Origin of the sequence: Fictibacillus sp. S7 (genome assembly GCF_004127935.1) — a bacterium.
Taxonomy (GTDB): Bacteria; Bacillota; Bacilli; order Bacillales; family Fictibacillaceae; genus Fictibacillus_C; species Fictibacillus_C enclensis.
On the sequence record NZ_QJKL01000001.1, the window covers coordinates 3,918,258 to 3,937,789 of the forward strand.

At 43.5% G+C, this 19,532-nt stretch carries 17 protein-coding genes and 1 riboswitch; of the genes, 11 read left to right on the forward strand and 6 right to left on the reverse strand.

Annotation, left to right across the window (positions count from 1 at the left end):
- The first annotated feature begins 66 nt into the window (after positions 1 to 66).
- Complete coding sequence (locus tag DMO16_RS20020) at positions 67 to 864, forward strand: SGNH/GDSL hydrolase family protein (RefSeq protein WP_129479708.1); 798 nt, start codon at positions 67 to 69, stop codon at positions 862 to 864.
- A gap of 233 nt (positions 865 to 1,097) precedes the next feature.
- Positions 1,098 to 1,226 (forward strand): DUF3789 domain-containing protein, encoded by a 129-nt coding sequence (locus DMO16_RS25015; protein WP_241840608.1) that lies wholly within the window; start codon positions 1,098 to 1,100, stop codon positions 1,224 to 1,226.
- A gap of 28 nt (positions 1,227 to 1,254) precedes the next feature.
- Here the strand turns inward: DMO16_RS25015 and DMO16_RS20025 are convergent, their stop codons facing one another.
- Positions 1,255 to 1,686, reverse strand: a complete 432-nt coding sequence (locus DMO16_RS20025) for a hypothetical protein (protein ID WP_129479710.1) — start codon at positions 1,684 to 1,686, stop codon at positions 1,255 to 1,257.
- Between the two features lie 66 nt (positions 1,687 to 1,752).
- A complete protein-coding gene (locus tag DMO16_RS20030; RefSeq protein ID WP_241840609.1) occupies positions 1,753 to 2,466 on the reverse strand; it encodes a L,D-transpeptidase family protein in 714 nt (237 codons plus the stop codon).
- A 280-nt stretch (positions 2,467 to 2,746) separates the two neighbouring features.
- On the opposite strand from DMO16_RS20030, the gene DMO16_RS20035 reads away from it, so the two are divergent.
- On the forward strand, positions 2,747 to 4,366 hold the full coding sequence (locus DMO16_RS20035; RefSeq protein ID WP_164988972.1) for a M14 family metallopeptidase: 1,620 nt from the start codon (positions 2,747 to 2,749) through the stop codon (positions 4,364 to 4,366).
- A 127-nt stretch (positions 4,367 to 4,493) separates the two neighbouring features.
- Here the strand turns inward: DMO16_RS20035 and DMO16_RS20040 are convergent, their stop codons facing one another.
- On the reverse strand, positions 4,494 to 8,378 hold the full coding sequence (locus DMO16_RS20040) for a bifunctional 2',3'-cyclic-nucleotide 2'-phosphodiesterase/3'-nucleotidase (protein ID WP_129479714.1): 3,885 nt from the start codon (positions 8,376 to 8,378) through the stop codon (positions 4,494 to 4,496).
- Positions 8,379 to 8,586: 208 nt separating this feature from the next.
- Here DMO16_RS20040 and DMO16_RS20045 point away from each other — a divergent pair, with 208 nt between their 5' ends.
- A complete protein-coding gene (locus DMO16_RS20045; protein ID WP_061971775.1) occupies positions 8,587 to 8,931 on the forward strand; it encodes a YkgJ family cysteine cluster protein in 345 nt (114 codons plus the stop codon).
- A gap of 159 nt (positions 8,932 to 9,090) precedes the next feature.
- On the opposite strand, the gene DMO16_RS20050 is transcribed toward DMO16_RS20045, so the two are convergent.
- Positions 9,091 to 10,056: a D-2-hydroxyacid dehydrogenase gene (locus tag DMO16_RS20050; protein WP_129479716.1), complete on the reverse strand. Its 966-nt coding sequence runs from the start codon at positions 10,054 to 10,056 to the stop codon at positions 9,091 to 9,093.
- Positions 10,057 to 10,173: 117 nt separating this feature from the next.
- Here DMO16_RS20050 and DMO16_RS20055 point away from each other — a divergent pair, with 117 nt between their 5' ends.
- From DMO16_RS20055 to DMO16_RS20065, 3 genes are all read left to right on the forward strand, one after another.
- Complete coding sequence (locus tag DMO16_RS20055) at positions 10,174 to 11,154, forward strand: quinone oxidoreductase family protein (RefSeq protein WP_129479718.1); 981 nt, start codon at positions 10,174 to 10,176, stop codon at positions 11,152 to 11,154.
- A gap of 162 nt (positions 11,155 to 11,316) precedes the next feature.
- Positions 11,317 to 12,648: a TIGR00366 family protein gene (locus DMO16_RS20060; RefSeq protein WP_129479720.1), complete on the forward strand. Its 1,332-nt coding sequence runs from the start codon at positions 11,317 to 11,319 to the stop codon at positions 12,646 to 12,648.
- 23 nt (positions 12,649 to 12,671) lie between these two features.
- Positions 12,672 to 13,445, forward strand: coding sequence for a putative protein N(5)-glutamine methyltransferase (locus DMO16_RS20065; protein ID WP_129479722.1), 774 nt, complete (start codon positions 12,672 to 12,674; stop codon positions 13,443 to 13,445).
- 52 nt (positions 13,446 to 13,497) lie between these two features.
- Here DMO16_RS20065 and DMO16_RS20070 read toward each other — a convergent pair whose 3' ends face one another.
- Positions 13,498 to 14,268 (reverse strand): thermonuclease family protein, encoded by a 771-nt coding sequence (locus DMO16_RS20070; RefSeq protein WP_241840610.1) that lies wholly within the window; start codon positions 14,266 to 14,268, stop codon positions 13,498 to 13,500.
- A gap of 116 nt (positions 14,269 to 14,384) precedes the next feature.
- A complete protein-coding gene (locus DMO16_RS20075) occupies positions 14,385 to 15,194 on the reverse strand; it encodes an alpha/beta hydrolase family protein (RefSeq protein WP_129479724.1) in 810 nt (269 codons plus the stop codon).
- Positions 15,195 to 15,320: 126 nt separating this feature from the next.
- Positions 15,321 to 15,427, reverse strand: a riboswitch (SAM riboswitch).
- Positions 15,428 to 15,637: 210 nt separating this feature from the next.
- On the opposite strand from DMO16_RS20075, the gene DMO16_RS20080 reads away from it, so the two are divergent.
- The 4 genes from DMO16_RS20080 (at position 15,638) to DMO16_RS20095 (ending at position 19,507) form a co-directional block, all read left to right on the forward strand.
- Positions 15,638 to 16,612, forward strand: a complete 975-nt coding sequence (locus DMO16_RS20080) for a bile acid:sodium symporter family protein (protein WP_129479726.1) — start codon at positions 15,638 to 15,640, stop codon at positions 16,610 to 16,612.
- A 346-nt stretch (positions 16,613 to 16,958) separates the two neighbouring features.
- The gene (locus DMO16_RS20085) at positions 16,959 to 17,240 is read left to right on the forward strand and encodes a CDP-glycerol glycerophosphotransferase family protein (protein ID WP_241840611.1); all 282 of its coding nucleotides are present in this window, start codon (positions 16,959 to 16,961) and stop codon (positions 17,238 to 17,240) included.
- Positions 17,241 to 17,484: 244 nt separating this feature from the next.
- The gene (locus DMO16_RS20090; protein ID WP_061971790.1) at positions 17,485 to 18,156 is read left to right on the forward strand and encodes a response regulator transcription factor; all 672 of its coding nucleotides are present in this window, start codon (positions 17,485 to 17,487) and stop codon (positions 18,154 to 18,156) included.
- Positions 18,146 to 19,507, forward strand: a complete 1,362-nt coding sequence (locus tag DMO16_RS20095) for a sensor histidine kinase (protein ID WP_129479728.1) — start codon at positions 18,146 to 18,148, stop codon at positions 19,505 to 19,507. The genes DMO16_RS20090 and DMO16_RS20095 overlap by 11 nt, the downstream gene beginning before the upstream one ends.
- The last annotated feature ends 25 nt before the right edge of the window (positions 19,508 to 19,532 follow it).

A 19,532-nucleotide genomic window follows, 5' to 3' on the forward strand; every position in this document is an offset into this window, starting at 1 on the left:
TAAGGGTTCATGATCAGCCGCCATCAGCCGATACTATCAGTGAGAAAAAGAAGGCGGTGGCTTGTTATGAAAAAGAAAAAAGTATTATATGTTTTGATTTTTATTATTTGCCTGGGAAGTCTCGGGTACGGAAATATCCAATACAAACTGAAGCTGGAAGATAAAGCAGAGGCTGCGAAAAAGGATCTGGAGGATCAACGCGCAGCCAGTAAGGAAAGGAAAGAGAGTAGCACAGTGCCTGGTGTCAGTGCACTGACCAAGAATCTTCCGGAAAATGCTCAAGAGGTCATTGCGGAAAGATGGAAGGCTGCAGAAACCGTGAAGGTGGGAGCGATCGGCTCAGAAACCACCTCGGGGGAAGATAGCTGGGGTACACTTTTTCAGCAGAAACTGCAAGCGGCGTATGGCAAAGAACACATAGAGTTTTTATCAAAAGGGTTTAAAAATGAATGGTCCATTACGGTCATTAAAGATAAAAAGTATCAGCCGTTGCTGGACCAACGTCTGGATGTGCTGTTGATTGAGCCTTTCTTGCTCAATGACAACGGAAAAATTAACATAAGGGATACCCTGGCAAGTCTGGATATCCTGCTGGCTGATGTAAAAAGAGCAAATCCTGAAACCGTTGTTTTACTTCAGCCGCCCAATCCGATTTATAAGCCCCGCTTTTATCTTGATCAGGTGAACCAGCTAAAGCGATATGCAAATGAAAAGGGAATGGCATATATCGATCACTGGTCTGCCTGGCCGGATCAGGAATCAGAAGAGCTGAAGATGTATGTGAATACAGAGAATCATCAGCCAACAAAAAAGGGTGAGCAGTTGTGGGCTGACGATTTGGCCGACCTGTTTACAGGAAAGTAAAAAAACTCCCGGGAATGAACGGTTTACTGTTGCTGACAGTTCACTATAAGGCCGGGAGTTTTTTTGCGGGATTTGCTTTTTCTTGTCGTGATTTTCAGTGAACGGTCCCATAGGCTTCGACAGCTTATTAATGGGAGATGTTCTATGATAAAAGGGTATAGCTTGGCCAATCAACCCTAAAGTTTCCTTTTGAGGACGAAAACTTTAGAAAAGATGGTATTGGAGGGTCAATGATGCTCATGTTTATCGCTGGATGCTTTGTCGGATCCATCCTGACTGTCTTTATCATGAGTCTGTTGTTTGTATCCAAACGTTCAGATGAAATGAGCGATAGACAGCACAGGAACAAAGAAGAAAAATAAAAGGGTGTACTGCACCTTTTTATTATCACTATTGGGACTGCCTTTTCTTAATCTCTTTTAGAGCGACCAATTTCAGGGCTTTCATTTCTTTGGCGGACAGCTTCTCCTCTAATGTTGCTTCCATTTCACGTCTTTCATCTTGGGAGACGCCATCCAGTGCTTTATTTTTCATCTCTTTTAACTGATCCAGACCTACCTTGTTAATCACCGTTTTCATCGCTTTCTCCTTGGTGTGAAACGGGAGGTCCTTTTCCTCTGCAAGCGAATCAAGATCTTTGCCATCTTCCACGTATTGTTCAATGGCGGGATCATCCATCAATTTGTCGATATCCTTGTTGTCCACGATTTGTGTTGAAACTTCATTCACCAGCTTGTTGGCTCCGTAGGTCACAAGAGCTTTATAGCCGAAGTATCCAATGCCGCCAATTAACAGAACAAACACAAGTACCCACTTCATCATAGAAATTGCCCCCAGGCTTTTTGTCTTATATAGATACCAGGTTTTTTATAGCTTCCTGACGGTTTATCAGTACATTTCCTTCATCTGCTTTTCAGTCCCCTGGATAAATACCGGTTTTTTTGAGGGATCCATCCATCGAAGCAGCTGTAGCACGTTTTCTTTGGAAGTAGCCGTACAGCCTGCTGTTGGTTTGTCGGAGGCTCTCCATACATGAAAGAAAATGGCGCTTCCGTCACCTTTGACGATAGGATCCATATTGTATTCAATAACGGCACCATAATGGTACAGAGGCTCCAGCTGCATTCTCTCAAATGACTTCCATCGTTTGTTAGGGTCTCCTTTGTAAACGATCCATTTGTTATAATCCCTGGACGTTACATCGTCCACCCAATAGTCGTACTGATCGGTTTTCGTGTACTTGAGGGTGATTCCTGAAGGCTTTTTGACGGTTCCAAAGCTTCGCCCAATATCATAGATACCGGCAGGAGATTTGCCATCGCCTTCTTTTTTGGCAGGGCTGATTCCATTTTTGCCGATTACGGCCGGCATGGAATATTTCTTGACCCATTTTTTCTTCACATATTCATACGCTGTAATTTTGCCTGTAAATTCATCTGCTTTATCTGCTGTAACAAAAACGATTTGTTTGGCTTTCTTTTCTTTATAAACCTTATTGAGCAGTTTCTTTTGGTGAGAGGGTATGGAACTGGCATAAGCGGGTGTAAACACACTAAACAACAAGATACCTAAAACGAGAAAACTGAGAACTTTTTTCATCATTCATTCCTTTCTTAAACTGTTTTTCTTTTATTATACAATTTCTTCTATATCAGGAAAGCTCGTGCTCTGTTTTTAAGCAAAAGAACCTAGTAATCTTACAGAAAATGTGTATTTTTTACTAGGCGGAAGAGTAGAGTGAAACAGGGGGCATGCGTCATTTAATCAAACCCGTGACCTTTATTTAACAAAAAGATACGCAAATATTCTTATGTTCTGAAAGAAGGTTATACACGTATAATTAGAGAGTTAGGGAGAAATGACGAATCTTAGGGGGAAAAGCATGAAAAAAACGATATGGTCTTTAGTACTGGCTGTTGTTGTCAGTTTGTCTGCATTCAGCTTCACACCGTCTGCATCGGCAGCCAGTTATGTTGACCCTATTCAGACGTATACATACTCGGAGATGACTACCGATATGAAGCAATTGGCAAAAGCGTATCCGGATCTGGTCCAGTATCGTGCGCTTGGCACAACCAAATATGGAAGGACGGTCTGGGCAATTAAACTCGGAAAAGGGGATGCCACCGTCTTTTATAATGCTTCTCATCATGCCAGGGAATGGATTACAACCAACATTGCGATGGAAATGGTAGATGCCTACGCGGATGCGTATAAGAAAAACACCACCTATCAGGGCTATAATGTTCGCAGTCTATTAAATGATGTGTCGATCTGGATCGTACCGATGGTGAATCCTGACGGAGTCACTCTTCAGCAGTCAGGTCTTAAAGAGTTTCCAAAATCAGCCCACAGCGGGTTGATTAAAATGAACAAGGGCAGCACCAATTTCAAAAGATGGAAAGCCAATGCGCAAGGCATTGACCTGAACCGCCAATATCCAGCAGGCTGGAATGAGATTCCACGAAGCGAAGCACCTAGTCCTTCTTATCAAATGTACAAAGGAACAAAACCGCTCGAAGCACCGGAAGTGAAGCTGCTCTATAATTTCACCTCCTATGTGGATCCTGAAGTCACCATTTCTTATCATACATCAGGGCGTATTCTGTATTGGCACTACCTGAATAAAAAGGAAAATTATAACCGCGATTATGCGATGGCGAAAACCTTTTCGTCCATGACAGGCTATCCTTTGGTAAAACCGAATGACAGCAAGAAGGGAGGGGGCTATAAGGATTGGTTCATTACCCAATATGGGCGACCGGCCTTTACCCCTGAGCTGAGCTATCATGTCGGCGCAACCAATCCTCCGGTTTCGGTCATTAATGAAGAATGGAAGCGCAACCGTAAAGCCGCATTGTTTGTGGCTAATGAAGGGAAAAAGCTGTGGGAAAAGAAGTTTACAAAAACAAGCAAAGTTATAACAACTTTTGCGCCGTTTAATCTTTACGATCGCCCGGGTTCAGCTTACAAAACGAGTACAAAGCTTAAAGCACAAAAGCTAACCGTCATCGGAACGAAAGGGAACTATTTCAGAATTAATACGAAGGATTACGGCAAAAAGTGGATCCTAAAGGACAATTATGTATCAGGAACCGTGAACGATTTCCATACAAAGCCAAAGAACTTCCTGGTAAAGGAGAGTACACCGCTCTACTATTCGCCGATATCAACCAAGAAATCCACCAGCAACCTTTATCCGGGTGAAGTAAAAGCCATCAAGTCATACGGCAGCTACTACGCGGTAAAGACGAAATTTAGTTATGATTTATGGATTAAAAAGGACAGCAAAATTACTGAATTTAATCCGGCAGCGGTCAATCAGAAAATTGTTCTGAAACCGGACGCCACACCGCTGTATTTGTTGCCGCTTGATTCCAAGAAAACCGATACGAACCTTACACCTCAGACCGTAACCGCAACGAAAAAGTGGAACAACTGGTTCTATGTCGAAGGCAAAGACAAAGACAAGAAGGCTGTGAAAGGCTGGATCAAACAATAAGAAATAACAAAAAAAGGCTGCCGTTTGGCAGTCTTTTTCAATTCAAAAAGCATCTGAAAACATACCCCTGGCCACTAAGGAAAACACTAAAAAAAGTCCACGGGAATTGTGGACTTTCTTTTATTGCTTATGGTTTTGCTACATCAACAATGCGGTCTTCATCTTTTGGATCTACCGTTTTTAGTTTTGCGACATAGTCTCGAAGGTTTTCCCAGTCAGAAAAACCAAGATCGGTTACACGGCCATCTTCATACGCCTTTTTGAACACCTGATAGTTGTCGCCGCCTTTGGCTGTAAAAGCATTGGTTGCTACAACATAGTCCTTTGATGGATCAAGAGCAGTAAATTGACCAGGCGTTTCTTCTACTTCGGCAGATATGATACGCTCTCCGGCTGGCTTTGAGCTGTCAAACTTAACTTTCATACCAGACATGTGCAGGAACGCACCACTTTCATTTGGTACCTGGTCTACACTGTGCTCAAGCGCCTGCAGGATTTCTGCTCCGGTCAGATTTATCGTGGCCAGTGTGTTGCCGAAAGGAAGAGTGGTCAGCACTTCGCCAAGGGTAATGTCACCTGCATTGATTTCAGAGCGGATTCCGCCTCCATTTTGGAGGGCAATGACGGTTTTTGAATTAAACTGCTTAGCTTTATCAAGCATTGCGTCTGTAATCAGGTTGCCAAGCGGTGTCTCGTTGCTGCGGACGCTTGGGCCGCCAGTTGATGAACGAGGATTTTCCAATGCTTTAACCGCCGTTGCACCCGTTGATGTATTCTTTAGATCATCAATTTTTGAAGAATACTTTTTCAGAAGATCTGCCGCTGCAGGGTCTTCCTGCTGGTCAGCCACTTTAATCAGTTTGCCATCTTCCTTTACTACTTTTCCGTTCTCGTCGAAATCAACGTCAAGTGTTCCTAGGAAGTCGCTGTATTGGTAGGCTTGAACGATAACGGTTGGATCTTTGTCTTTTCCGTTTTCGTCTGCAGATACCACTACAGGCTGATCAAGCTCGGTATGGCTGTGTCCGCCAACAATAACATCAATGCCATCGACCTGTTTGGCAAGCTCCAGGTCATTATCATACGCAGGATTATCGTCATACCCGATGTGGGTTACAGCAACGATTTTGTTAATGCCGCGGTCTTCGAATGATTTTACCGCTTTTTCTGCTTCATCTTTATAGTTTTTGAATACTACCGCTTCAGGGCTGGAGATATCCTTTGTTTCTTCAGTCGTTAATCCGAATATCCCCACTTTTTCTCCATCCACTTCTTTTACAATGCCGGTGTAGATATTTCCGTTCTTTGGAGAAGAGGAAATCTCATTGGATTGCAGTCCGTCAAACAGGCTGTCTTTTGAAAAATCAACATTTGCACTGACGAACGGGAAGTTGGCCTTTTGGATAAAGTCGGATAATGCTTTGTGGCCATCCGGACTTGCGCCCAGATCAAATTCATGGTTGCCGAATGTCATCACATCATATTTTGCGAGATTCATAAAATCAAGGTCTGCTAGTCCCTTGAATTCGTTAAAGTAAAGGGTCCCGGAAAACACGTCTCCCGCATCAATCAGCAAAGAGCTTGGCTTTTGGGCACGCACATTTTTGATAGCTGTAATGCGTTTTGCCACATTATCAAGATGAGCGTGTGTATCGTTTGTATGCATGAGGGATAAGGTAAAGTCTTCTGGCGCGCTGCCTTTCAGGTCATACTTGTAGATTCCGAAGCCTTTATCATCTGTTTTTCCTGTGTAGGAGATTTTGCTTTCAGGTGTTAAGTATTGTGCACCATTTGGTGAAGAAGTGAAGGTGACCTCAGCATCTCCCTGGATGGGTGCGATGGACCAGTTGTTATCGGCTGTTGGAGTGATTTCCTTCTGTTCCGTGATATAGTCCATCAGGATCTGACGGTTTTCATCTGCGGAATCCACGACATATTCGGCACCTTTGATGCCCGGGAAGTTTCCGCCGCCAGAGGCACGGTAATTATTGGTGACAACGATAAAGTCCTGATCCGGATCAATCGGCTGTCCGTTGTATTCAAGGTTATTAATACGGTTGGAATCCGAAACCTTTGCGCCTTTGACATCATAGCGGGCAGGCTTTGTTACATCGATTTGATAGGTTACACCATCAATAACATCAAAGTTGTATACAGGGAAGTTGTCATTTAACAGCTTTTGTTCCCCTGATTTCATCGGATCAATGGTATTGAATTTCCCAGCGGACATCTCAAGCCATTCTTTTACATCTGATCCTTTGATCTTTATGGCTTTTAACGTGTTGTCATACAAATACAGATCTGCTGCACTTCGGATGGTCAGGTCACCTTTTTTGATTTCTGTGTATTCGTCGACGCCATTACGTCCTGCTTTAAATGGAGCGCCAACAGATAGAACCGGTAAATCTTTGTATTGCGGTTTGTTGGTTTTGATATAGTTTTCTACGTACCATTTTTGGGCATTGGTGACGACTTGAACGGATGGGTCATCCTTCACCAGCGCAAAGTAGCTGTAAATATCGTCGGTTGTTTTGCCGATCGGTGTATTCACATACTTAATGGTTGCATCAACGTCTTTTTTGACCGCGTTCACGATTTTAGCATCTTCTGGTGCTTTGAAGCCGGTCGCTTTATCGTAGATGGCCTTTGTGGAGGATTGCGTGTTGTAAACCTTCCACTTGTTTTTTACTTTTTGAAGGTTGAGGTCAATGATCCCCAGGTTGCTTCCGCCGTAACCAGCTTGAACAGCCGGTACACCATTGATGGTTCCTTTTGCATTGTCGACACCAGGAAGAACGTTTCCTTGTGCGTCTTTAAACAATGGATCGAGCGACTTTTCGTCCGCTGCAGGGAACACTTTATGTGTATGTGAGAAGGTAATAGCGTCAATTTCCTTCACTTTGCTCAGTGAGTAGATGACATCTTCCTGGTTCTTGGTATCTCCATTGAACCCTGAGTGCGTCATGGCGATAATGATATCGGCACCCTCTCTTTTCATTTGTGGAACAAAGCGTTTTGCAGTTTCAATGATTCCCCGTGTCATTACTTTTCCTTCAAGATTGTTTTTGTCCCAATCCATGATTTGCGGTGTTACAAGACCGAGGTAACCGATTTTTAGCGTGCTTTTCTTGCCGTTCTGGTCAACTACTTTTTTCTTTACAATTTTATAGGGCGTGAATTTGTTCTTATTGTTGTAAGGGTTGTCATCTTTGTCAAGTTTAAAGACGTTGGCGTTAATGTAAGGGAAGTTGGCGCCTTTAATCGCATTCTGCAAGTAGTCCAATCCATAGTTGAATTCGTGGTTTCCGAATGTAGCCATGTCATAGCCCATCTGATTCATCGCTTTATAGACGGGGTGGATCTCGCCTTTTTTAAGAGGATCGATTTTGGCTTTATATGTTCCAAGCGGTGTTCCCTGAATCAAGTCCCCATTGTCTACGAGGACACTGTTTTTTACTTCTTTGCGTGCTTGCTTTACAAGTGTGGCTGTCTTGGAAATTCCAAGAACATCGGAAGGTGCAGCTTTATAATAATCATAGGCTACAAGATTTGTATGAATATCGGTAGTTTCCATGATACGAAGATTGGTAGGTGATGTGGAAACTGGTGTTGCGAGGTTCTTGCCAAAATTGCTGGTATCGCCGTTGTAATTCTTTACGACAGAAACCTGGACCCAGTAGGATGGATTTTTGGAATTGAAGTGTGCTGAAAACTCGGAGCTTTTCTTGATGTCGGTTTTAACCGCTCTTTGTGATACGGTTTTTTTACCCTTCATCAGCTGGAAAACAACTGCTTCTTTGCCAGGGTTCCCTTTTTGAGGAGTAACGGTGACAGAAGCATTTGTGCCCTTGGAGAAATCCACATATGGAGCGGATATTTTAAATGGTTCTTTTGGCGCAGATTTCTTGGCAGGTTTTGCTGCCGCAACCGTTGGGTTAGCCAATTGAGAGGAAACTAGTCCAATGGCGAGAGATGAGGCCAGTAACTTCTTGAAAGTTCCAGTAAATGACATAGATTCACAGCCTTTCCTTATTTTGCACTGCTCAAATAATATATCACGAAAGTCCCAGAAGTTTGTAGAGTTTTTTGAATTATTTTAGGCGCTGGGACAAAAGGATGGAGGCAGATGGAGGAAGGATTATGGCGCTCTATGTAGAAATTTCTTTTGCTGGCGGCTGATCGATGTTTCAGCTGTTCTATATAGAAGGAGGAATAAAAGGATGAGCGTCCTTCCATGCCAAGGCTGCAAGGGATTATGCTGCGGTCCAGTAGCGGTAACTGAAACAGAGTTGAAAAAAATCAGAAAGAAAGTAAAAAGCATGCCTCGTAAACTACGGAATGAACTTGAGCAACAGACGCGCTTTTTCGGAACGTGCATCTTTTATGACATGGAAAAAGACCGGTGCGGAATATATTCAGCCCGGCCGGAGGTCTGTCAAAAATTTGGCTACCATAAAGAGTTGGTCTGCTTCAAAAACCCGGGACTGGCAGTTGATGGCCAGCCTCTTGAACACAAAACGATCGGGGTTTTGTCGGTGGATTATACATGGAACGATTTTAAGTAAAGCTTCTTGCGTAATTTTTGTTGCTCTTAAAAGTAGGTGTTTTCCCTTCCAGGCTGCTGCTTTTTTCATTTTCGAGGATCTCGCACCTTTCACTACAACAACTTATCAATGAAGGTGCAGGAAAATTGCTCCCAAGCAACAGTCTTTTTGTAAGGGCTATTAATATCCTTTATTATAATCCACGGCATTAATGGAAAGGGATTTATCGTCGAGATAGTCTTTCAGATTGGGAATAAAAATATCCTCGATGACGCGCTGGTCGTAATACTCGGTGGACCCTGCTGTGTGGGGAGTGATAATGACATTCTCCATATTCCAAAGAGGACTGTTGTTGTCAAGCGGTTCTTTTTCAAACACATCAAGACCCGCTCCGGCGATTTCTCCGGTATTCAGTGCCTGGATCAAATCCTCTTCCACTACAATGTCACCGCGTCCGATATTGATGAAGAAAGCCGTGTTTTTCATGTGCTGAAATTCTTTTTTGCCCAGCATGCGGTTCGTTTCCTTGGTTAATGGAAGGGTCACAACCAAATAGTCACATTCAGGAAGCAGATCGTGCAGCTCTTCAGATGTATACATTCTGTCAATATATTGCTCAGGTTTTCCCGAATGGCGCATACCAAGCACCTTCATTCCAAAGGCTTTGGCAATTTTGGCTGTTTCACGTCCGATGGCACCTGTTCCGAGAATGCCCAGGGTTTTGCCATGGATTTCAAGCTTCAGGTTGGAATGGTCCCATGTTTTGGATTGCTGGTTGCGCACGTATGTATGTATTTTTCTCGTGAGGCCGAGCATGAGCCCAAAAATGGTTTCGGAAATAGGGAAAGCATGGACGCCGTTGGCGCTGGTCAGTTGAATATTCTCGGAGGAAAGGCGGTCGAGCGGAAGATTGTTAACCCCGGCACTCCAGGTTTGTACCCATTTTAAGGGCGCATTTTCACGATCTAGCGTGTATTCTTCCATTCCTTTTTTCCAGCCGGCAATGATCTCTGCATCAGGAGCTTCCTTTTGCCAAATCTCCTTGTCCTTGCCTGTCACAATGGTCCAATCGGGAATGATTTTCTGTACCTTTTCCACATAAGAATCGTCAATATTTTGAGCAATGAGCAATTTACGTGCTGTCATCTTATCCCATCCTGTCTGTGTGTTTTTGTCCAGTTTACCAGAAGGTGAGAAATTTTTGTGTAAACATGCTCTTGGGCTAAAGTGTTCTGTTACGATAAGAAAAAAGGAGGAAGTCACTTGAAGGCGATTATAGTAAAAAACTTTGGAAGTTCAGAAAACATGACATGGTCGGAAACAGCTGTCCCTCAGATTGGTTCCGATCAGGTATTAATCAAAGTAAAAACTACTTCTGTCAATTATGCCGATATTAAAGCAAGGGTAGGGACAAAAGGGAAGGGGAATCTTCCATTTATTCCAGGACTGGAGGCAGCAGGGATTGTGGAGAAGGTTGGTCCTGATGTGCTGAACATCCATGAAGGCCAGAGGGTGCTTGCCTTTCCCCATGATGGTTCCTACGCGGAATATATGAGAGCAGACGCTCAATTGACATTTCCCATCCCGGACAATATGACATTTGAGACGGCAGGCTCCTGCGGAATTGTTTCCTTTCTTTCGTATCACCTTCTGGCTAATCTTGCAAAAATGATAAAAGGGGAAACGGTTCTCATTCATTCTGCAGCCGGAGGTGTAGGCACTACGGCCATACAGACAGCCCTTGCCCTTGGAGCAGGAATGGTGATTGGGACGGTAGGAAATGAACAGAAAATGCAAATTGCAAAGGACGCCGGTGCTCATTATGTTGTTAATTATGAAAAAGAAAATATCTCTCAGCTTGTAAACGAGCTCACAAATGGAAAAGGGGCCGATATTGTTCTTGATTCAGTAGGAGAAAAATTAACGGATCAGAGCTTTGACTGCCTGGCCAAGTACGGAAAGCTTGTGGTATTTGGAAATTCGTGCGGAGAGTACGGCACCATTCCAGCCGGCAAGCTGCATTCGAGCTGCCGTTCGGTTTTGGGCTTCAGCCTTGGAACCACAAGAAAAGAGCGGCCTGAAGTACTGCAGAAAATGGCTCCTCATGTGTTTCAATTACTGGAAGCGGGCCAGCTGAAAATCAACATCGGAAAGAAATTTCGTCTAGATGAGGCAGCGGCAGCCCATGACTGGGTGGAAAGCAGGAAAAGCACTGGTAAAGTTCTGCTAATGGTAAATGAATAAATCAACATGTTCTGTAAGACCTTCTGTTTGTGAGACTCGATAATTTTTTACAAGATTTACGTTAAACAGACAGGATTTTCAGGTTTGTAAACGGAATAGTTAACGAGTGCATCTATTCACAGACTTAAACAGCCTGTTCAGGCAGAAAGGACGTGCGAAATTATGAAAGCGCTCTCTAACTTTTTTACCGCTCTCGTTCAACGGTTCTTACCGGATCCTTTTGTGTTTGCATTAATCCTTACAATCGTTCTTTTTCTCTCAGGAGTAATTTTCACCCATCATAGCCCTATTGATATGGTGGAGTTCTGGGGATCTGGATTCTGGAACCTCCTTGCCTTTGCCATGCAAATGAGCCTTGTCCTTGTTACCGGACATGCACTTGCGAGCTCCCCGCTTATTAAAAAGTGGATGGTCAAACTTGCTGGAGTAGCGAAAACTCCGGTACAGGGTGTGATTCTTGTTGTTGTAGGCTCCGGAATCGCCTGTTTCATCAACTGGGGTTTTGGATTGATTGTAGGGGCGTTGTTTGCAAAGGAAGTGGCCAAGCGTATACCGGGATCCGACTACCGGTTTCTGATTGCTTGTGCCTATATCGGGTTTCTTACCTGGCATGGAGGATTATCGGGGTCTGTTCCCCTTGTGGCTGCGACGCCGGGAAATCCAATGGAAAAAACGGCAGGACTGATTCCGCTCACTCATACCATTTTTACGAGCTATAATTTGTTTATTACTCTTGCGCTGCTTATCGTTCTGCCGATTATGGCCAAGATGATGATGCCAACAGGAAAAGATGTGATCGGGATTGATCCGAAGTTGTTAACAGAAGATGAGGTTTCTGCGGCTATCGCCACTGCTCCTGTTGATACGAAAAAAACATTTGCGGTTTCCATGGAAAACAGTCGGCTGCTGAGCTTGGTCATCTCGGTTCTCGGATATTCTTATATTGTTTATTACATAGTTCAAAACGGATTTAAAATCGATATAAATACTGTTAATTTACTGTTTTTCACGACCGGTCTCCTGCTGCATGGTACACCGCTTTCCTACATGAATGCTGTTTCCAATGCGGCAAAAGGTACCGCAGGCATTTTGATTCAATTTCCGTTTTATGCGGGTATTCAAGGGATGATGGAGCTTTCTGGACTGGGCGGAATGATTACCAATGCGTTTATTTCTATTTCCAATCCTTCAACCTTTCCGTTCTTTGCTTTTCTAAGCTCAGGATTTGTAAACTTTTTCGTTCCGTCAGGCGGCGGACATTGGGTGGTACAAGGTCCATTCATCATGCCTGCGGCCAAGGAGCTTGGCGTTGACTCTGGCGTTGCTGCCATGGCGATTGCCTACGGTGAAGCCTGGATGAACATGGCTCAGCCGTTTTGGGCGCTGCCCGCACTGGCGATCGCAGGGCTCGGGGCGAGGGACATTATGGGCTATTGTGTGACCACGCTCCTGGTTTCTGGTGTTATCTTTACGGTAGGTTTGTCGTTTTTTTAGTCATTTGCAAAGGGGGACTGCTGATGGAAGTTACTGCTTTTGACGGGATTGCTGCTCGGCTGAGGGCTGCCGGCTGTGTTTACGCGGAAGAAGAAGCACGGCTGTTGCTCTCTGCTGCAGTGTCTCCCGAAGAACTGGACAGAATGACAGAAAAGCGAGCAGAGGGAGTGCCTCTTGAGCATGTAATGGGTCATGCGGATTTTTGCGGATTTCGGATTGAGTTAGATTCTCATGTATTTGTTCCCCGCCGGCGTACCGAGTTTCTCGTACATCAGGCTGCAGAGATAATAAGGGCGGGAGATGCTGTGGTGGATCTTTGCTGCGGCTCAGGAGCGGTAGGGGCCGTACTTGCCGAGCTTAAGCCTGGGATCAGGCTTTACGCAACTGACATTGATCCTGCAGCTGTAATATGCGCGCGCCGGAATGTTAGCAAGGCGGACGGAAAGGTTTTTGAAGGGGACTTATATGAGCCGCTGCCAAAAGTCTTGCTTGGAAGCGTGAATGTTCTTGTGGTAAACGCCCCTTACGTTCCTACGAATGCAGTGTCATCTCTTCCGGCAGAAGCGCGTATGTATGAAGACCGGATAGCGCTGGATGGCGGCTTGGACGGACATGATATCCAGCGGAGGGCAACGATTGAAGCAGGATCCTGGCTCGCACCTGGAGGAAGTCTGCTCATGGAAACAAGCTCCCGCCAATCAGCAGAAACATGGCGGATTTTTCAGGAGCAGGGCCTGAGTTCAACAGTGGTCTGTTCCTCAGAGCTCCAAGCAACGGTGGTTATTGGCACCAAGTAAAAAAGCCGGATCAGCGCGTTTTAGCTGATCCCGGCTTTTCCCGTCTGGCGTCTTATCTTTTTGCTTTTCGGTAACCGGCTTTTTGGGCTTCTGCCTCTGAGCAAAACATGACCTCGGCTTTTGTTACATCATAAGATTGGCCGCCGGGAACATGGTAGATCATCGACTGCTTATTTCCTTTAATGTTGCATTTTCCTTTGGGTTTCTCATTTGAAGGGGGATTGGCAGGCTGTTTGTTTTCATTAGAAGATGGGCTCTTGGAATTTTCATGAAAACCGTCCTTCTGGGCATAGTTCTCGATGGACCAGATGCCAACCCCTTTTTGCTGGGCTTTTTCCTGTGTGGCGCGGAACTGGTCTACATATTTTGTATTGGGCGGATACACATAAGCGACCCGGGCCAGTCCTTTTTCCAAAAGCAGCTGGTTAAAGTTTTGTTTGCCAATCCATATGTAAGCAAGCAGTCTCCCATACTTGTCACGTTCGGAAATATCCAGCTCAACGCCTACTTTTTTACCGGTTAACTGTGTTTTTGTAAATTTTGAGCTCTCCGGACCGAATGGCTGAACACCAAGCCTTGGGTGTTTCGTTTCGGGAGTATCCACTAGCAGCATACGGACACGTTCTGTTTTTCCATTCTTGAATTTAACATCGAGTGTATCTCCATCTACTACATATGTGACAGTTGCTGGTGTGCCTTTAATCGAAGCGCTCTGCCCATCGGGACTGCTGCTCTCCTGAACCGGTGAGCATGCGGCAGCCAACACAGCTAGTAAACATACCATTGCTATACTGAGCAGCTTTTTAAGGGGATTTTTTTCCACGATCTTCTTTCTCTCCTCTATCTATGTATTGCCGATGATTTGTAAAATCACAAAAGTTATTATACTACGTTATTTACTCACAGAGTGTTTTTCAATAAAAAAAGCATCATGATCGATTAGATCGTGATGCGGTCTGTGGCTGACTGGCGGTTAAGCCAGTTCAATGTTTGGGCAAGAAGTTCATTAAAATGATGGATAGAAGAAAAGGTATGATTCGCTCCTTTAATGAGCTTCAATTCACTAGTTCCATGAATTCTATGGGAGCAGCTGTCATAGAACTGGGTGCAGTATACGCTTGGAATGTCTTTATCCTCTGTTCCATGGAGAAGTAAAATGTCACCTGTAAACTGTGCCAGCTCCTTCATGGGATGGTAGGATTGAAGGGAATGGAGAAAATCAGCTTTTAATGAATATCCCAGATGATCAACATACCCTTTTGTCGTTAAACTTTGGCATTCATCCTTTCCAATAATATTCACGATATCATCGTAGGGATTTCCTACCGAAGCCCAGAGAATCAGGTCTTTTACCCTCGGATCGACTGCCGCAGTCTGAACCGCCACGGCTCCTCCCAAACTATGGCCAAGGAGAATGATCTCCCTGGAATCGACGCAGGGCAGCTTTGAGGCATAATCAATAGCAGCCTGTGTCTGACTGATTAAATCTTGAAATGTATTTTCTCCATAGCTGCCTTCGCTTTCTCCACAGCCGGCATAGTCAAAACGCAAAACGACAAACTCGCTCGCGGAAAGCTGCTGGGCCGTTTTAACAAAGAGGCGGTCCACACCGATTCGGTTGCTTGTAAAACCATGGCAGATGATGACAATCGGCAATTTGGCCTGGAGAATTCCTAAAGTGTGCCGGGGATAATGAACGGTGGCGGTTAACTTGCAATCCTTCCATAGAAACCAACCTTGCTTTTCCATATGAACAACTCCTCAATTCTTTATAATTAACTAATCTTATCTTTTTAGTAGGAATTAAAGTTAAATAAAAACCCCTTCTTATAGAAACATAAGAAGGAGTTGAATGAACGAATCACGTCAACACATTTCTTATCTTTCAAGCCAGCAGCTTGTTGAAGTTGGCACAGTGCTCATAGGGGAGTCTGTTGCCGAGGCTTCACAGGGTCAATTCCCTCCGCCTCTCTGGATAAGAAGTATATCATTTTAATTTAATGTATGATATTTTTAATAGTTTGTCAATTGTATAAGATAAGTTGATTATAGAATATGAACCAATTCAAAAAAGGTATCAAAAATAATGCATTTGTCCCTGCCTTTTCTTCTGAGTATGTTGGCATTAAATCTTATATATTGTAAAATAATAACATAGTAAATTATTAGAATGATTAGGAAGAAGGTTAAGCGTGTTAGAAAAGATCAATCATCAGCTAGAGCGATTCATGCCACTCATTACCCCGGTCAGTGTACTCTTGGGCATGCTTTTGACACATGAGCTAAAAAACTTTCTGTTTCTCGTTCCGTGGATTTTTGCGTTTATGACATTTTCGGGCAGCCTTGGCTCAAATTTTACCCATTTGCGCAATACGTTGTCTCGTCCTGTCCCCATTTTTATTGGGTTGGCCATTCTGCACGTTTTTATGCCCTTGTGGGCCTGGGCAGTGGGACACATAGCGTTTCCCACGGATCCTTACACCATTACTGGACTGGTGCTTGCTATGGTCATTCCATGCGGAATCACGAGCAGCATGTGGGTTTCTATTTATAAAGGAAACAGCACCCTTGCTTTATCCATCATATTAATTGATACATTGTTATCGCCTCTTGTGGTTCCATACAGTCTTTCTCTCTTTGTCGGAGAGTCTGTAGCCATCAAGGTATGGCCAATGGTCAAGGACCTGCTGATTATGATTGTCATTCCTTCCATTGTGGGTATGATTCTAAATCACAAGACGAAGGGAAACATCAAATTGACGTTAGGAAAACGGATAGCCCCTATATCGAAAATTTGTATGGCAGTTGTAGTCGCGATTAATGCATCGGTGGCAGCTCCTTATCTGAAGCATGCGGATAAAAAACTGGTGTGGATTGGAATCATTGTCTTTTTCATTGCAGCCAGCGGATATTTAGTGTCTTTTTTAGTCAGTATTTTGCTGAAATATGATAAAGAAACAATGGTTTCCATGGTTTTCTGCGGTGGAATGAGAAACATCAGTGCGGGTTCAGTTATTGCCCTCACTTATTTTTCCCCTTTGACAGCCGTACCTGTCGTGATCGGGATGCTGTTTCAGCAGATCCTTGCATCGGTCTATGGTTTTGTTTTGTCTAAACATTTTGGAAGACAGATCCAGCATCATAACAATGAAAGCACATCGGCATAAAAAAAGGAGTCCCTAAGGCTCCTTTTTTGTCATTATTTTTCCTTTTTAACGGATAGGATGAAACGTACCAGCAGTGTTTCAAGCTGCTCATCCTTGATCTTTTTTCTGTTGAAATGCTGGTGAATGTGTTTTTTTAGCACTTCATTGCTCATCACCATTCTCCTTTCTTCTTTGTTTTACTGTGGTTTTCTTGTTTTTTTTAGTCAATCCCTGCCTGCTGTCGAAAGAAGGGGTAATATGTCTTATTCGATATATGTACGAAATTTGAATTTTTGTGATTATATTACCATTGTTGCTTGTTTATATTTCCGGATTTGAGGAGGTTGAAACCTTTTTAAAGAAAAAAGTGATAAAGGATTTTTATGCCTATTTAATCCCAAGATATTTTATTTTTTTCTACGATCTGGAAAAGTATCGGGATACACTCAGAGGGTTTTATATTAATTTGGAAGAGGAAGTTCCAGGTCCGCTTTTAAGGGACAGTGAAGATGTGATTCGCACGATTGAAAATATTGATGAAGTGATGGAACAGTATAAAGGCAACTATGAATGTTTTTATGAAAAATTTTGCGGATGGGAAAAAGGAAATGCAACCAAACAGGTTGTAGAGCACGTGTTTAAATCGTAGATGATTGATGCCGGTGATGATCACCGGCTTTTTTTGATGGAGTTTACAGGAACATATGTTCGTTTGATATTTTGATTATGTCACCTAACGTGGTTTTTGTCTACCATTTTTTTTTAAAACTGTTGAAAATTGAAGAACGATAAAACACGGAAATATGTGAATTCGTCAGGATTTTCGTTCTTCCGGGCAGTAAATATGCTATCATCAATTGTTGAAATGATAAAAGAAGAGGAGCCTGCTTTTCATGAACATTCTTGTTGCTGAAGACGATATCCATCTTGGAAAGTTAATTGTCCATATGCTCAAAAAAAATGACTATCATGTGGAGTGGGTGACCAATGGTGAGGATGCCTATGAGGCAGCTCTTGCCCGTGAGTTTGATATTCTGATTCTCGACTGGATGATGCCGGGACAAAACGGCCTGGACGTGTGCCGGCGATTGAGAAACGGGGGCTGCTCCCAGGCGATTTTAATGCTTACCGCAAAAGATGCGGTACAGGATCGGATCAATGGCCTGGATGCAGGTGCTGATGATTATTTGGTCAAGCCGTTCGAAATTGATGAACTTTTGGCCAGGCTTCGTGCACTTTCCAGAAGAAACTTTGCTCCCATTGTTGAAGAAAAGGTTGTGATCTTTGATATTGTTTTGAATCGGACCAGTTATAAAGTGAACTCCTCCAAGCGGGAAATTCAACTGACACCAAGAGAATTTCAGTTGTTTGATCTGCTTGTCCGCAATAAAGGGCAAGTTCTTCCACGGGAAACCATTTTGGACAGGGTATGGGGAATTGATGCCGATGTTTCTGCTAAAACGGTGGATGCTACAGTAAAATTGCTTCGTAAAAAGTTGGTAAAGCTGACGAAAAAGGAAGTCATTGAAAGTGTCCGCGGGGTGGGATATCGTCTTGAAAATTAATTTCATCGCCCGCTGGAACCCCTTAAGAAATTTGAATTTAATCAGCCGGACACAATGGCGGCTGACCATGATTTATACGGGAATTCTTATGCTGTTTTTGATCTTGTTTATGGTGATTGTATATTTTTTGATGTACGGTGTAATCGTCAACAACCAGGAGACCCAGTTGAAGAAACTTGTGGATCAGGAAGTTACGGTCATCAAGGAAAAACTGATAAAGGGGAAAAAACCCTCCATTCAGAATTTTGTCATGCTGTCGGATGAACAGTTTTTCTATTATGTGGTCGATGCGAAAGGGAAGCTTTTGACGGGGGATGAGCTCTATCACAAGCTCCGTCCGAAGCTTTACCGAAAGCTTGAAGGATGGAACCCGGATCCGAATGAGATTAAATACGAGAAATTGAATGTCACTTATTATGTGCCTTGGGAAGAAAGCCCGAACAACCGGCACATCGACTTGATGATGGCTGGAAGAAAAATTTACAAGGGCAATGAGTTTATAGGTATTTTATATGTAGGTAAAAGTATTTCCAACCGGGTGGAATTGTTTGACCGTCTTTTAAATATTTTTGCGGTCCTACTTGTTGTTTTTGCTTTTGTTGCCTTTTTTACCAGCTATTTTATGTCCCGAAGAGCGATGTCTCCCATTTCTCGCTCCTATACGAAACAGCGCCAGTTTGCCGCAGATGCCTCTCACGAGCTCAGAACGCCTTTGAGTGTGTTGCTTTCTTCCATCAATGCACTGGAAATGGAAAAGAAATTAAACGAAGATGAATTTTCACATTCTGTTCTTTCCAATATGAAATATGAAGTAAAGCGCATGATTAAGCTTGTCGGGGATTTGCTTACGCTTGCCCGCTCGGATGCGGAAAATACCGAATTGGTAAAAGAGGTATTTGATTTTCAAGAGCTGTCGGAAAAGGTCATAAAATCCATTGAAACCCTTGCCGCCGAAAAGCGTATAACATTAAAGATGAATGTGCAGAACCGGCTGTTTGTGTACGGAAACAGGGAACGGCTGGATCAGCTGCTTTATATCCTGCTTGAAAACGCCATAAAGTATTCTCCGGAGGGAGCGGAAGTCCAACTGGATTCGAAAATGGAACGTAAAGAAAAATTAAAATTTCTTGTTATTTCGGTTGAAGATGAGGGAATAGGGATACAGCCGGAAGAACGCGCTCATATTTTCGAACGGTTTTACAGAACAGAAAAATCCCGCTCAAAACAATTCGGGGGACACGGGCTGGGGCTTGCGATCGCCAAATGGATTGTCGATTCTCACGGCGGATGGATCCATGTTAGGAGCAAGCAAGGCAAAGGAAGCGTTTTTACAATTAAAATTCCGCAATAATAAGCGAAAAGGACGGGTAAACGAG

Coding starts and splice junctions, on each gene's coding strand:
- DMO16_RS20050 (WP_129479716.1), bottom strand. CDS start 10,056: ATGACAGCACGTAAATTGCTCATTGCTCAAAATATTGACGATTCTTAT.
- DMO16_RS20090 (WP_061971790.1), top strand. CDS start 17,485: ATGAACATTCTTGTTGCTGAAGACGATATCCATCTTGGAAAGTTAATT.
- DMO16_RS20025 (WP_129479710.1), bottom strand. CDS start 1,686: ATGATGAAGTGGGTACTTGTGTTTGTTCTGTTAATTGGCGGCATTGGA.
- DMO16_RS20040 (WP_129479714.1), bottom strand. CDS start 8,378: ATGTCATTTACTGGAACTTTCAAGAAGTTACTGGCCTCATCTCTCGCC.
- DMO16_RS20030 (WP_241840609.1), bottom strand. CDS start 2,466: ATGATGAAAAAAGTTCTCAGTTTTCTCGTTTTAGGTATCTTGTTGTTT.
- DMO16_RS20065 (WP_129479722.1), top strand. CDS start 12,672: ATGGAAGTTACTGCTTTTGACGGGATTGCTGCTCGGCTGAGGGCTGCC.
- DMO16_RS20075 (WP_129479724.1), bottom strand. CDS start 15,194: ATGGAAAAGCAAGGTTGGTTTCTATGGAAGGATTGCAAGTTAACCGCC.
- DMO16_RS20060 (WP_129479720.1), top strand. CDS start 11,317: ATGAAAGCGCTCTCTAACTTTTTTACCGCTCTCGTTCAACGGTTCTTA.
- DMO16_RS20020 (WP_129479708.1), top strand. CDS start 67: ATGAAAAAGAAAAAAGTATTATATGTTTTGATTTTTATTATTTGCCTG.
- DMO16_RS25015 (WP_241840608.1), top strand. CDS start 1,098: ATGCTCATGTTTATCGCTGGATGCTTTGTCGGATCCATCCTGACTGTC.
- DMO16_RS20035 (WP_164988972.1), top strand. CDS start 2,747: ATGAAAAAAACGATATGGTCTTTAGTACTGGCTGTTGTTGTCAGTTTG.
- DMO16_RS20045 (WP_061971775.1), top strand. CDS start 8,587: ATGAGCGTCCTTCCATGCCAAGGCTGCAAGGGATTATGCTGCGGTCCA.